Annotated in this window: 12 protein-coding genes; 10 read left to right on the plus strand and 2 right to left on the minus strand. The window is 60.0% G+C overall.

The features are described from left to right. The first annotated feature begins 135 nt into the window (after positions 1–135). From ACTD9P_RS08050 to ACTD9P_RS08085, 8 genes are all read left to right on the plus strand, one after another. A complete protein-coding gene (locus ACTD9P_RS08050; protein ID WP_056859283.1) occupies positions 136–1,026 on the plus strand; it encodes a carbohydrate ABC transporter permease in 891 nt (296 codons plus the stop codon). 10 nt (positions 1,027–1,036) lie between these two features. Further along, positions 1,037–1,867 carry a carbohydrate ABC transporter permease gene (locus ACTD9P_RS08055; protein ID WP_078742104.1) on the plus strand — a complete coding sequence of 277 codons (831 nt, stop codon included), beginning with the start codon at positions 1,037–1,039 and terminating at the stop codon, positions 1,865–1,867. A gap of 22 nt (positions 1,868–1,889) precedes the next feature. Then, the gene (locus ACTD9P_RS08060; RefSeq protein WP_438867289.1) at positions 1,890–2,993 is read left to right on the plus strand and encodes an ABC transporter ATP-binding protein; all 1,104 of its coding nucleotides are present in this window, start codon (positions 1,890–1,892) and stop codon (positions 2,991–2,993) included. Between the two features lie 16 nt (positions 2,994–3,009). Next, on the plus strand, positions 3,010–4,491 hold the full coding sequence (locus tag ACTD9P_RS08065; RefSeq protein WP_438867290.1) for a mannitol dehydrogenase family protein: 1,482 nt from the start codon (positions 3,010–3,012) through the stop codon (positions 4,489–4,491). A gap of 161 nt (positions 4,492–4,652) precedes the next feature. Then, positions 4,653–6,134: a xylulokinase gene (gene xylB / locus ACTD9P_RS08070; protein WP_438867291.1), complete on the plus strand. Its 1,482-nt coding sequence runs from the start codon at positions 4,653–4,655 to the stop codon at positions 6,132–6,134. 12 nt (positions 6,135–6,146) lie between these two features. Next, positions 6,147–7,085, plus strand: a complete 939-nt coding sequence (locus ACTD9P_RS08075) for a carbohydrate kinase family protein (RefSeq protein WP_438867292.1) — start codon at positions 6,147–6,149, stop codon at positions 7,083–7,085. A 100-nt stretch (positions 7,086–7,185) separates the two neighbouring features. Further along, positions 7,186–7,446 carry a DUF2790 domain-containing protein gene (locus ACTD9P_RS08080; protein ID WP_099548257.1) on the plus strand — a complete coding sequence of 87 codons (261 nt, stop codon included), beginning with the start codon at positions 7,186–7,188 and terminating at the stop codon, positions 7,444–7,446. A gap of 291 nt (positions 7,447–7,737) precedes the next feature. Beyond that, positions 7,738–7,995, plus strand: a complete 258-nt coding sequence (locus ACTD9P_RS08085) for a DUF2790 domain-containing protein (protein ID WP_438867293.1) — start codon at positions 7,738–7,740, stop codon at positions 7,993–7,995. A 91-nt stretch (positions 7,996–8,086) separates the two neighbouring features. Here the strand turns inward: ACTD9P_RS08085 and ACTD9P_RS08090 are convergent, their stop codons facing one another. Further along, a complete protein-coding gene (locus ACTD9P_RS08090; RefSeq protein WP_438867294.1) occupies positions 8,087–8,353 on the minus strand; it encodes a DUF1652 domain-containing protein in 267 nt (88 codons plus the stop codon). A gap of 225 nt (positions 8,354–8,578) precedes the next feature. Next, positions 8,579–9,601 (minus strand): threonine ammonia-lyase, biosynthetic, encoded by a 1,023-nt coding sequence (gene ilvA, locus ACTD9P_RS08095; RefSeq protein WP_438867295.1) that lies wholly within the window; start codon positions 9,599–9,601, stop codon positions 8,579–8,581. Positions 9,602–9,877: 276 nt separating this feature from the next. Between ilvA and ACTD9P_RS08100 the strand changes: the two genes are divergently transcribed. Together ACTD9P_RS08100 and map are read left to right on the plus strand one after the other, a co-directional pair. Beyond that, positions 9,878–10,078: a ParD-like family protein gene (locus ACTD9P_RS08100; protein ID WP_017135045.1), complete on the plus strand. Its 201-nt coding sequence runs from the start codon at positions 9,878–9,880 to the stop codon at positions 10,076–10,078. Then, positions 10,078–10,839 carry a type I methionyl aminopeptidase gene (gene map / locus ACTD9P_RS08105; protein ID WP_438867296.1) on the plus strand — a complete coding sequence of 254 codons (762 nt, stop codon included), beginning with the start codon at positions 10,078–10,080 and terminating at the stop codon, positions 10,837–10,839. Before ACTD9P_RS08100 ends, map begins: the two co-directional genes overlap by 1 nt. Positions 10,840–11,270: the final 431 nt, after the last annotated feature.

Below are 11,270 nucleotides of genomic sequence, written 5' to 3' on the forward strand. Positions count from 1 at the left end.
CGGGCTTGCTCGCGAAGGCGGTGTGTCAGCCACGAATGCATCAACTGGAAGACTGCATTCGCGAGCAAGCCCGCTCCCACATTATTGACCGCGCCCGACTCTCGCTCTGCATGTACCTGACTGGTCTTGATCACCATGAATACAACACCCAAAAACCGCCTGGCCAACCCCGGCTGGTTCCTCGTCAGCCCCTCGGTGGCCATGCTGCTGCTGTGGATGATCGTGCCGCTGGGCATGACCCTGTACTTTTCGCTGATCCGCTACAACCTGCTCTACCCTGGCGAAAACCAATTCGTGGGGTTGGAGAACTTCACCTACTTCATCACTGACTCGGGCTTCCTGCCCGGCGCCACCAATACCCTGTTACTGGTGGGCAGCGTGCTGCTGATCAGCGTGGTGTTCGGCGTGTTGATCAGCGCTTTGCTGGAAGCCAGTGAATTCTTTGGCCGTGGCATCGTGCGGGTGATGCTGATTTCGCCGTTCTTCATCATGCCCACCGTCGGTGCGCTGATCTGGAAGAACCTGATTTTCCACCCGGTATCGGGGATTCTCGCCGCCGTTTGGAAGCTGTTCGGCGCCGAGCCCGTGGACTGGCTGGCGCACTACCCGTTGCTGTCGATCATCATCATTGTGTCGTGGCAGTGGCTGCCCTTCGCCATCCTGCTGCTGATGACCGCCATGCAGTCCCTCGACCAGGAACAAAAAGAAGCCGCACGCCTGGACGGTGCCGGCGCCATCGCGATCTTCTGGCACCTGACCCTGCCGCACCTGGCGCGCCCGATTGCCGTGGTGGTGATGATCGAAACGATCTTTTTGCTCTCGGTGTTTGCCGAAATCTTTACCACCACCAACGGTGGCCCCGGCTACGCCTCGACCAACCTCGCCTACCTGATCTACAACCAGGCGCTGGTGCAGTTCGACGTGGGCATGGCCTCGGCCGGCGGCTTGATTGCCGTGGTCATCGCCAATATCGCGGCGATCATCCTGGTGCGGATGATCGGCAAAAACCTGACTGACAAGCCTTGAGGGCCGCGCCATGACGCTTCAACAATCCCGCCGCCTGCAAAGCCTGCTGCTCGGCACGTTGGCCTGGGCCATCGCGATCCTGATTTTCTTCCCGATCTTCTGGATGGTGCTGACCAGCTTCAAGACCGAAATCGACGCGTTCGCCACACCGCCGCAGTTCATCTTCACGCCGACGCTGGAGAACTACCTGCACATCAACGAGCGCAGCAACTACTTCGCCTACGCCTGGAACTCGGTGGTGATTTCGTTCAGCGCCACTGCGCTGTGCCTGCTGATCTCGGTGCCGGCCGCCTATTCCATGGCGTTCTACGAAACCAAGCGCACCAAGGGCACTTTGCTGTGGATGCTGTCCACCAAGATGCTACCGCCGGTGGGTGTGCTGATGCCGATCTACCTGCTGGCCAAGAGCATGGGCCTGCTGGATACGCGCATTGCGCTGATCATCATCTACACCCTGATCAACCTGCCGATTGTGGTGTGGATGGTGTACACCTACTTCAAGGACATCCCCAAGGACATCCTCGAAGCCGCACGCCTGGACGGCGCCACCCTGTGGCAGGAAATGGTCCGCGTGCTGCTGCCCATCGCCAAGGGCGGCCTGGCTTCCACTGTGCTGCTGTCGCTGATCCTGTGCTGGAACGAGGCATTCTGGTCGCTGAACCTGACCTCCTCGAATGCCGCGCCGCTGACCGCGCTGATCGCCTCTTACTCCAGCCCCGAAGGCTTGTTCTGGGCCAAATTGTCCGCCGTTTCGACCCTCGCCTGTGCGCCGATCCTGATCTTTGGCTGGATCAGCCAGAAACAGCTGGTGCGCGGCCTGTCCTTCGGCGCAGTTAAATAATAATTCCAAGCGGAGGCCCATCATGGCCAACCTGAAAATCAAGAATTTGCAAAAAGGCTTCGAAGGTTTCTCGATCATCAAGGGCATTGACCTGGAAGTGAACGACAAGGAGTTCGTGGTGTTCGTCGGCCCGTCGGGCTGCGGTAAATCCACCCTGCTGCGTTTGATCGCAGGCCTTGAGGAAGTCACCGAAGGCACCATCGAGCTGGATGGCCGCGATATCACCGAAGTCACCCCGGCCAAGCGCGATTTGGCCATGGTGTTCCAGACTTACGCGCTGTACCCGCACATGAGCGTGCGCAAAAACATGTCGTTTGCCCTCGACCTGGCCGGCGTCGACAAGAAGTTGGTGGAAAGCAAAGTCAGCGAAGCGGCGCGCATTCTCGAACTCGGCCCGTTGCTGGAGCGCAAGCCCAAGCAACTGTCCGGTGGCCAGCGTCAGCGCGTGGCGATCGGCCGTGCAATCGTGCGCAACCCGAAGATTTTCCTGTTCGACGAACCGCTGTCCAACCTCGACGCCGCCCTGCGTGTGCAGATGCGCCTGGAACTGTCGCGCCTGCATAAAGAACTGCAAGCCACCATGATCTACGTGACCCACGACCAGGTCGAGGCCATGACCCTGGCCGACAAGGTGGTGGTCCTCAACAGTGGCCGCGTTGAGCAGGTCGGCTCGCCGCTGGAGTTGTACCACCAGCCGGCCAACCTGTTTGTGGCGGGTTTTCTCGGTACGCCAAAAATGGGCTTCCTCAAGGGCAAAGTGACCCGTGTGGAGAGTCAAAGCTGCGACGTGCAACTGGACGCCGGCATGCTGATCAGCCTGCCAATGAGCGGCGCCAGCTTGAGCGTGGGCAGCGCGGTAACCTTGGGCATTCGCCCGGAACACCTGGAAATTGCCTCGCCTGGGCAAACCACCCTGACCGTCACCGCCGATGTCGGCGAGCGCTTGGGCAGCGACACCTTCTGCCACGTCATCACCGCCAGCGGCGAGCCGTTGACCCTGCGGATTCGTGGCGACATGGCCAGCCAATACGGCGAAACCCTGCAGCTGCACCTGGACCCGGCGCACTGCCATCTGTTCGACACCGATGGCGTGGCCGTGGCTCGTCCACTGCGCGCTGCCGCCTGATTTTGCGAGAGTTGTGATGAAACTGAATAAACAGAACCTCACCCAGTTGGCGCCGCAAGTGAAAATCCCCGCCTACGCCATTGCCAGCACCTCCCAAGGCATCGCGCATATCGGCGTCGGCGGTTTCCACCGCGCGCACCAGGCGTATTACACCGATGCGCTGATGAATACCGGCGTTGGCCTGGACTGGAGCATCTGCGGCGTCGGCCTGCGCAGCGAAGACCGTAAGGCCCGCGACGACCTGGCCGGCCAGGATTACCTGTTCACCCTGTATGAACTGGGCGACACCGACGACACCGAAGTGCGCGTGATCGGCGCCATCAGCGACATGCTGCTGGCCGAAGACGGCGCCCAGGCGCTGATCGACAAGCTGGCCAGCCCGCAGATTCGCATCGTTTCGCTGACTATCACCGAAGGCGGCTACTGCATCGATGACAGTAACGGCGAGTTCATGGCGCACCTGCCACAGATCCAGCACGACCTGGCGCATCCCAATGCACCGAAAACCGTGTTCGGGTTTATCTGCGCCGCACTGACCCAACGCCGCGCCGCCGGCACCCCGGCGTTTACCGTGATGTCCTGCGATAACCTGCCGCACAACGGCGCCGTCACGCGCAAGGCACTGCTGGCGTTTGCCGCCCTGCACAACGCCGAGTTGCATGACTGGATCAAGGCCAACGTAAGTTTTCCGAATGCCATGGTCGACCGCATCACACCGATGACCAGCACCGCCCACCGCCTGCAACTGCACGACGAACACGGCATCGACGATGCCTGGCCGGTGGTGTGCGAGCCGTTTGTACAGTGGGTGCTGGAAGACAAATTCGTTAACGGCCGCCCGGCGTGGGAAACCGTCGGTGTGCAGTTCACCGATGACGTCACGCCTTATGAAGAGATGAAGATCGGCCTGCTCAATGGCAGCCACCTGGCCCTGACCTACCTCGGGTTTCTCAAGGGTTACCGGTTTGTGCACGACACCATGAATGACCCGGTGTTTGTGGCCTACATGCGCGCTTACATGGACCTGGATGTGACGCCGAACCTGGCGCCGGTGCCGGGCATTGATTTGACCCAGTACAAGCAGACGCTGGTCGACCGATTTTACAACCAGGCGATTGCCGACCAGTTGGAGCGTGTGTGCTCCGATGGCTCGTCGAAGTTTCCCAAGTTCACCGTACCGACCATCAATCGCTTGATTGCCGATGGGCGTGAAACTGAGCGCGCAGCGTTGGTTGTCGCAGCCTGGGCGTTGTACCTCAAGGGCGTTGATGAAAACGGCGTGACCTACAAGATCCCGGATCCGCGCGCCGAGTTCTGCCAGGGGCTGGTGAGTGATGATGCGCTGATCAGCCAGCGCCTGTTGGGTGTGGAAGAGATATTTGGCAAGGCTATTCCCAACTCGCCTGAGTTTGTGGCAGCGTTTGAGCGGTGCTATCAAAGCCTTCGAGATAATGGCGTAACAAAGACTCTGGAAGGCCTGCTCGCCAAGATCAACTGACGAAACCGAATCAACCTGTGGGAGCGGGCTTGCTCGCGAATGCGGTGTTTCAGTCAATGTATTCTTCACTGACCCACCGCATTCGCGAGCAAGTCGAATCGTCGCACCGCCGCTCCCACATTTGACCGAGTTCCACACTCACATTCTGCTGAGCAATAACCATGACCCAGCAAAACCTGTACCTCGGCATCGATTGCGGCACACAAGGCACCAAAGCCATCGTCCTCGACGCTTCCAGCGGCAAGGTCCTGGGCCTGGGCGCCGCCGCGCATACGTTGATCAGCGGCGCCAATGGCCGCCGCGAACAGCACACCCAGGAGTGGCTGGACGCCTTTACCGAAGCCACTCACCGCGCCCTGCAACAGGCCGGCGTGGACGGCCAGGACATTCTCGGCATCGGCGTCTCCGGCCAGCAGCACGGGCTGGTGCTGCTGGACGAGCACGGTGAGGTGCTGCGCCCGGCCAAACTCTGGTGCGACACCGAAACCGCGCCGGAGAACGAGCGCCTGCTGGCCTATCTGGGCGGCGAAAGCGGCTCGCTGGAACGCCTCGGCGTGGCGATTGCGCCGGGCTATACCGTCTCCAAACTGCTGTGGACCCGTGAACAACACCCGGACGTGTTCGCGCGCATTGCGCATATCCTGCTGCCCCACGACTACCTCAACTACTGGCTCACCGGCCGCGCCGTGGCGGAATACGGCGATGCGTCGGGCACCGGTTACTTCAACGTGCGCAGCCGCGAGTGGGACGTAGAACTACTGAAACACATCGACCCGAGCGGGCGCCTGGAAAAAGCCCTGCCCGCGTTGATTGCGGCCGATCAAACGGTCGGCACCATCCTGCCGGCCATCGCCGAACGCTTAGGCATCAACCCGAATGCCAAGGTGTCCAGTGGCGGCGGCGACAACATGATGGGCGCCATCGGCACCGGCAATATCGCCCCCGGCGTGATCACCATGAGCCTGGGTTCGTCCGGCACCGTATACGCCTTCGCCGAGCAGCCGAATGTCAGCCCGCAAGCGTCGGTCGCGACCTTCTGTTCATCCAGCGGCGGTTGGTTGCCATTGATCTGCACCATGAACCTGACCAACGCCACCGGGGTGATTCGCGAGCTGTTCGAGCTTGACCTTGCGAGCTTCAACAGCCTGGTTGAGCAAGCGCCGATTGGCGCCGACGGCGTGAGCATGCTGCCGTTCCTCAACGGCGAACGCGTGCCCGCCCTGCCCCACGCCACCGGCAGCCTGCACGGGCTGACCATGACCAACCTGACCCGCGCCAACCTGTGCCGCGCCGTGGTCGAGGGCACCACCTTCGGCCTGCGCTACGGCCTCGACCTGCTGCGCCAGACCGGCCTGCAGAGCCACAGCATCCGCCTGATCGGCGGCGGCTCGAAAAGCCCGGTGTGGCGGCAGATGGTCGCCGATATCATGAACACTGAAGTGGTGTGTACCGAACAAAGCGAAGCCGCTGCCCTGGGCGCGGCGATCCAGGCGGCGTGGAGCCAGTCCGGCGACACCCTGGTCAGCCTGTGCGACAAATGTGTGAGTGTCGACCCAAGCAGCCGCACGCTGCCGGTGGCGGCTAGTGTCAGTGCCTATCAACAGGCTTACGAGCGCTACCAGCAGCTCGTGGCAACCCTTTAAGAGCGAACGACTATGTATCTGGTGTGTGGCGAAGCGCTGTTCGATTTTTTCAGCGAGGAAGATGCCAGCGGGCAGGCTTCCAGGGTCAATTACAAGGCCATTGCCGGTGGTTCGCCGTTCAACGTGGCCGTGGGTTTGCGCCGCCTGGGCATTGAGTCCGCGCTGTTGGGTGGCGTGTCCAACGACTTCCTTGGTCAGCGCTTGCTGCAAGTGCTCGAGGACGAAGGCGTCAGCCAGCAGTTTCTGCTTGAGTTTGCCGCGCCAACCACCCTGGCGATGGTTGCCGTGGGCGCCAACGGCTCACCGCAATACAGCTTTCGCGGCGAAGGCTGCGCCGATCGGCAATTGACGCTTGAGCATCTGCCGACCTTGGGCGATGAGGTTCGTGGCGTGCATATCGGCTCGTTTTCGCTGGTGGTGCAGCCGATCGGCGACACCCTGCTGAGCCTGGTCAAGCGCGAAAGCGGCAAACGCCTGATCAGCCTGGACCCCAATGTGCGGCTCAACCCGCAGCCGGATATCCAGCTGTGGCGTGAGCGCGTGGCTGAGTTGGTCACGCATGCGGACTTGATCAAAGTCAGCGATGAAGACTTGCACCTGCTCTACCCCGACCAGTCGCCCGAGAGCGTGTTGCAAGGCTGGTTGCAGCACCGTTGCCAATTGGTGTTCCTCACCCGTGGCGGCGATGGTGCAACCGTATTCAGCCGCCAGCACGGCAGTTGGTCGCAACCTGCGGTCAAGGTGGTGATGGCCGATACGGTGGGCGCCGGCGATACCTTCCAGGCCGCCTTGATTGCCTGGCTGACCGAGCAGCAGCTGGATTCGGTAGACGGCCTGCAACAGCTGACACGCGCGCAGATCGACAGCATGCTTGGCTTCGCCATCCGCGCCGCCGCGCTGACCTGCAGCAAGACCGGGCCGGATCTGCCGTATCGCCAGCAATTGGGCTGAAGCCTGGGTTTCATGAAGGTTTTGTCAGCCAAGGCAAAATTAATCGATGGTTAATCCCGCAAGCCGAGAGTGAAATTGAACTCACTTGCGGAGCACCACCATGAAACTGCGTACTTTGTTATTCACCGCCACCCTGGCCCTTGCCGCGGTGTCGGGGATGGCCCAGGCCGACACCGCCGCCAAGCCTGTGCAGTATCAATACGGCATGCCCTTGAACGTCGACAAAGTGATCGCCATGCACGAGGAAGACACCGACGTGTGCAAGGTGATCAACGCCGATATCAAGTTCGTCGATAAAGCCGGGAAAATCGAAGACGTGGGTTATCGGAAAATGTCCGAAGCCTGTGATTTTCAAAATTGAGGCGTGAATGGATCCAGTGATCTGCCGTTTCACCCTCTGCGCCGCCGCCCGGTCCTGTAACAAGGCCGGGCCAGCCGTGCGACTTCAGCAAAAACCCTCGCAAACTCCTACAAACGTGTGGGCAACTTCTATCACCTCGCAAGGTAAAACCCAAAATCCTGTAGGTTTTATCTGCGAATCGCGCAATTAATCCATCGTTAATACCCGCAGAAGACAGTGCGCTCGCTCGCCCCAACAGGCTGGCCGCCGGTTCATCACCTCGATGCACCGAATCACTGACAGAGACACACAATGAAACTGCAAACCTTGTTCTTACTGAGCAGCGCCCTGGCGCTGACCACCGTTGCGGGAATGGTTCAGGCCGAGTCCAGCGCCGTACCCTATGAGTATGGTATGCCCATGGATATCCAAAAAGTGCTTGCGATGAAAGAACCGCAGACCAACGAATGCCAAGTCATAACGGCAACTATCAAATTCGTGGACAGGGCGGGCGACGTGCAGAACGTGAGTTATCCGAAGATGTCCGAAGTGTGCTTGTTTCAGAACTGAATACAGCAAAAAAACCGTATTGGGCCTGGCGGTTACCAGGCCCACAGGTCATCGGTGACATACCCTCAACCACTTGCTACCACTTGGCTGCCTAGTAGCTGCGCGCCGCCATTCTTTGCTGAGCGGGCGCTTGGCTGTGCTTGAGGTCTTCGCGCAACCCGCTGATCAGGTTGCAAATGGCTCGACTGCTGTCGAGTTTTTCCGCGTTGATACCTTTGACTTCCAAATCCACCCGGTCACGGTCGCGGTCGTCATAGACCTTGATCGTCAATGAGGCGTCTTCGGCTTTGGTGCATTCGCACCGCTTGGGCAGGAAACTTCCTTCAATAATGCTGCGTAGTTCCAGTTCCGAAAGCATGGCTAACCTCTCCTTTTTTTGAGACTGCCAACAGATTTTTGTGTGCTCGGCAGGCGCAGGCCCGCCACGTCTTACCGACCTTGGCAGACGCTTACAGTCAATAAGCCTACTCGGCAAAATCCGTTCCTGTTGTAACTTTTCCTCATAAGCACGATGAGCCGTTATATAAGCGGGTTTGCATTGCCAGCATCATCGTCGAAACCACGCCGATTAAACGTTTATGCACTAAATTGTACTCTGCGCCGCAACCCTTTCAGCAACATGTCGCAAACTATCAAAGTTGATATTGGCCCCGGAATTCACCGCCACCAAGGTCTGCCCGCGCACGCCGTTTTGGTTGACGTATATGCGAATGCCCGCCACCGCCAGTGCGCCGGAAGGCTCGGTGATGGAACGCGTATCGTCGTAGATCAGCTTGATGGCGCTGCACAGTTGGTCATTGCTGACGGTGATCACTTCATCGACCCAATCGCGGCAGATCTCAAAGCCATAGGCACCGATCTGCGCCACCGCGGTGCCATCGGCAAACCCGTCGACACTGGGCAGCACCACCCGCTCACCGGCGCGCAAGGCGGCCAGCAGGCAACTGGAACCTTCAGGCTCAACCCCGACGATGCGCACCTCGGGCCGCAGGTATTTGACGTAGGCTGCGATCCCGGCGATCAAGCCGCCGCCGCCCACCGGCACGAAGATGGCATCGAGCGGGCCCTGTTGCTGGCGCAGTATTTCCATGGCCACTGTGCCTTGGCCTGCGATCACATCGGGGTCATCGAACGGCGACACAAAGGTGCAACCCGACGCCTCGGCCAATTGCAGCGCATGGGCCAGGGCAAACGGAAAGCTTTCGCCCTGCAACACCGCCTCGGCCCCCCGGGAACGCACACCCAATACCTTCAGTTCAGGCGTGCTGCACGGCATGACGATACGGGCCTTGATGCCCAGTTCCCGCGCTGCCAACGCCACGCCCTGCGCATGATTACCGGCCGATGCCGTCACCACGCCTCGAGCTTTTTGTTCAGGCGTCAGTTGCACCAGCTTGTTATAGGCGCCACGGATCTTGAAGGAAAACGTCGGCTGTAAATCTTCCCGCTTGAGCAGCACCTGGTTGCCCAGTAACGCCGATAACGCAGGCGCCGGCTGCAAGGGCGTGCGCACCGCCACGTCGTAAACCGGGGCAGCGAGGATCTTTTTCACGTAATGCTCAAGCAGCCCGGTATTGGCAGTTTGCGCGGCGCTGTGGGTACTCATGGGCATCTCCTGGTGTTTATGTGCTGCCCAGGAGTCGGAAAAACAAAACCCGCCTCCAGGGCGGGTTTGGGTGCAGCCGTGTGCTATCCCGCCGAATGAGGAATGGCGGTAATAATAATGCTCGGCTGGCTGCAGAAGGCTGGAAAGGTCATGCAGCGAAAATTAACCGGCGGTTGCTGGACAAGTCAATGGCCTGTCGCCATTTAGCCGATTGGGGTTTACGATCGATATACGAAACGTATACGCTTTGTATATCCATTTAACACAGTGAACCCCATGGGCATCGTCAAGATCACCGACCAACTGCACGAACAGCTTCGCCTGGCCAGCGCCGCCATGGACCGCTCCATCAACGCCCAGGCCGAGTTCTGGATCAAGATCGGCCTGCTGGCCGAACTCAACCCGCACCTGCCCTACAACGAGCTGATCAACAAGCTGTTGCTGGACAAGCCTGACCTGATTCGAGGGCGCGGCTGATGATCAAGACACCTGCACAACTGGCGGTGATGCGCGAATCCGGGCGCCTGCTGGCCCAGGTATTCAGCATGCTCGACGGTTTTGTCGCCGCCGGGCGCTCGACCCTGGAACTGGACAGCGCCGTCGAGGCTTTCATCCGCAACGACCTCAAGGCCCGCCCGGCGAGCCTTGGGCAGTACGACTACCCCTTTTGTATCAACACCTCGATCAACGAAGTGGTGTGCCATGGCATGCCCAGCGCCAAAGCGGTGTTGAAAGACGGCGACATCATCAACATCGACATCACTCTGGAGAAAGGCGGTTTTATCGCTGACTCCAGCAAGATGTACATGATCGGCAACGTGGCGCCCAAGGCCCGGCGCCTGGTGGAACAGACCTTCGAAGCCATGTGGGCCGGCATTCGCCAGGTTCGCCCCGGCGCCCGTCTGGGCGATATCGGCCATGCGATCCAGAGCCATGCGCAGGCCAACGGCTACAGCGTAGTGCGCGAGTATTGCGGCCACGGCATCGGTCGGCAGATGCACGAGGAACCGCAAGTGCTGCACTTCGGCCGCCCCGGCACCGGGCTGGAACTGCGCGAAGGCATGGTGTTTACCATTGAGCCGATGCTCAACCAGGGCAGCGCCAAGGTGCGCGACCTCAAGGATGGCTGGACGGTGGTGACCAAGGACAACAGCCTGTCGGCGCAGTGGGAACATACCGTGGCGGTGACGGCGGATGGCTTTGAGGTGCTGACGCTGCAACCGCCAACTGACGCATAACCTGGGGGGCTGGCTTGCCTGCTGTGGCGGTTTGTCGGTGTGTATATCCGTTGCTGCGGTAACGGTTTCTATTGGTTCCGCTCTTACAGCGGGTCACTTTTGCAAGGACCGGAATGCCGGCCCAGTCAAAAGTAACCAAAAGGTCCTCGCCCCACCACTCGGCACCTCGCTTGGGCTCGGTGTGCCAGAATGAAGGCTTGAATCCGTGGGCCGCCGCGATGGGCCATCGTGGTTAACGGGGCGTCTCAGATCAAGATCAAGATCTACAGCACGGCGGCCTGAAAGCCGACCTGAGTGGTTGAATCAAAAGCCAGATCAAGTGCGAAGCAAAAGCCTCTCTACCTGATGCAACTGGGTCTAAATGTGGGAGCGGGCTTGCTCGCGAAAGCGGTGGGTCAGTGACAGATAAATTGGCTGACCCACCGCTTTCG

This window comes from Pseudomonas onubensis (genome assembly GCF_965653655.1).
Taxonomy (GTDB): Bacteria; Pseudomonadota; Gammaproteobacteria; order Pseudomonadales; family Pseudomonadaceae; genus Aquipseudomonas.

Excerpts from the sequence above, each read along its gene's own strand:
- xylB (WP_438867291.1), top strand. The coding sequence starts at position 4,653 with ATGACCCAGCAAAACCTGTACCTCGGCATCGATTGCGGCACACAAGGC.
- ilvA (WP_438867295.1), bottom strand. The coding sequence starts at position 9,601 with ATGAGTACCCACAGCGCCGCGCAAACTGCCAATACCGGGCTGCTTGAG.
- ACTD9P_RS08060 (WP_438867289.1), top strand. The coding sequence starts at position 1,890 with ATGGCCAACCTGAAAATCAAGAATTTGCAAAAAGGCTTCGAAGGTTTC.
- ACTD9P_RS08055 (WP_078742104.1), top strand. The coding sequence starts at position 1,037 with ATGACGCTTCAACAATCCCGCCGCCTGCAAAGCCTGCTGCTCGGCACG.
- map (WP_438867296.1), top strand. The coding sequence starts at position 10,078 with ATGATCAAGACACCTGCACAACTGGCGGTGATGCGCGAATCCGGGCGC.
- ACTD9P_RS08100 (WP_017135045.1), top strand. The coding sequence starts at position 9,878 with ATGGGCATCGTCAAGATCACCGACCAACTGCACGAACAGCTTCGCCTG.
- ACTD9P_RS08050 (WP_056859283.1), top strand. The coding sequence starts at position 136 with ATGAATACAACACCCAAAAACCGCCTGGCCAACCCCGGCTGGTTCCTC.
- ACTD9P_RS08085 (WP_438867293.1), top strand. The coding sequence starts at position 7,738 with ATGAAACTGCAAACCTTGTTCTTACTGAGCAGCGCCCTGGCGCTGACC.
- ACTD9P_RS08075 (WP_438867292.1), top strand. The coding sequence starts at position 6,147 with ATGTATCTGGTGTGTGGCGAAGCGCTGTTCGATTTTTTCAGCGAGGAA.
- ACTD9P_RS08090 (WP_438867294.1), bottom strand. The coding sequence starts at position 8,353 with ATGCTTTCGGAACTGGAACTACGCAGCATTATTGAAGGAAGTTTCCTG.
- ACTD9P_RS08080 (WP_099548257.1), top strand. The coding sequence starts at position 7,186 with ATGAAACTGCGTACTTTGTTATTCACCGCCACCCTGGCCCTTGCCGCG.
- ACTD9P_RS08065 (WP_438867290.1), top strand. The coding sequence starts at position 3,010 with ATGAAACTGAATAAACAGAACCTCACCCAGTTGGCGCCGCAAGTGAAA.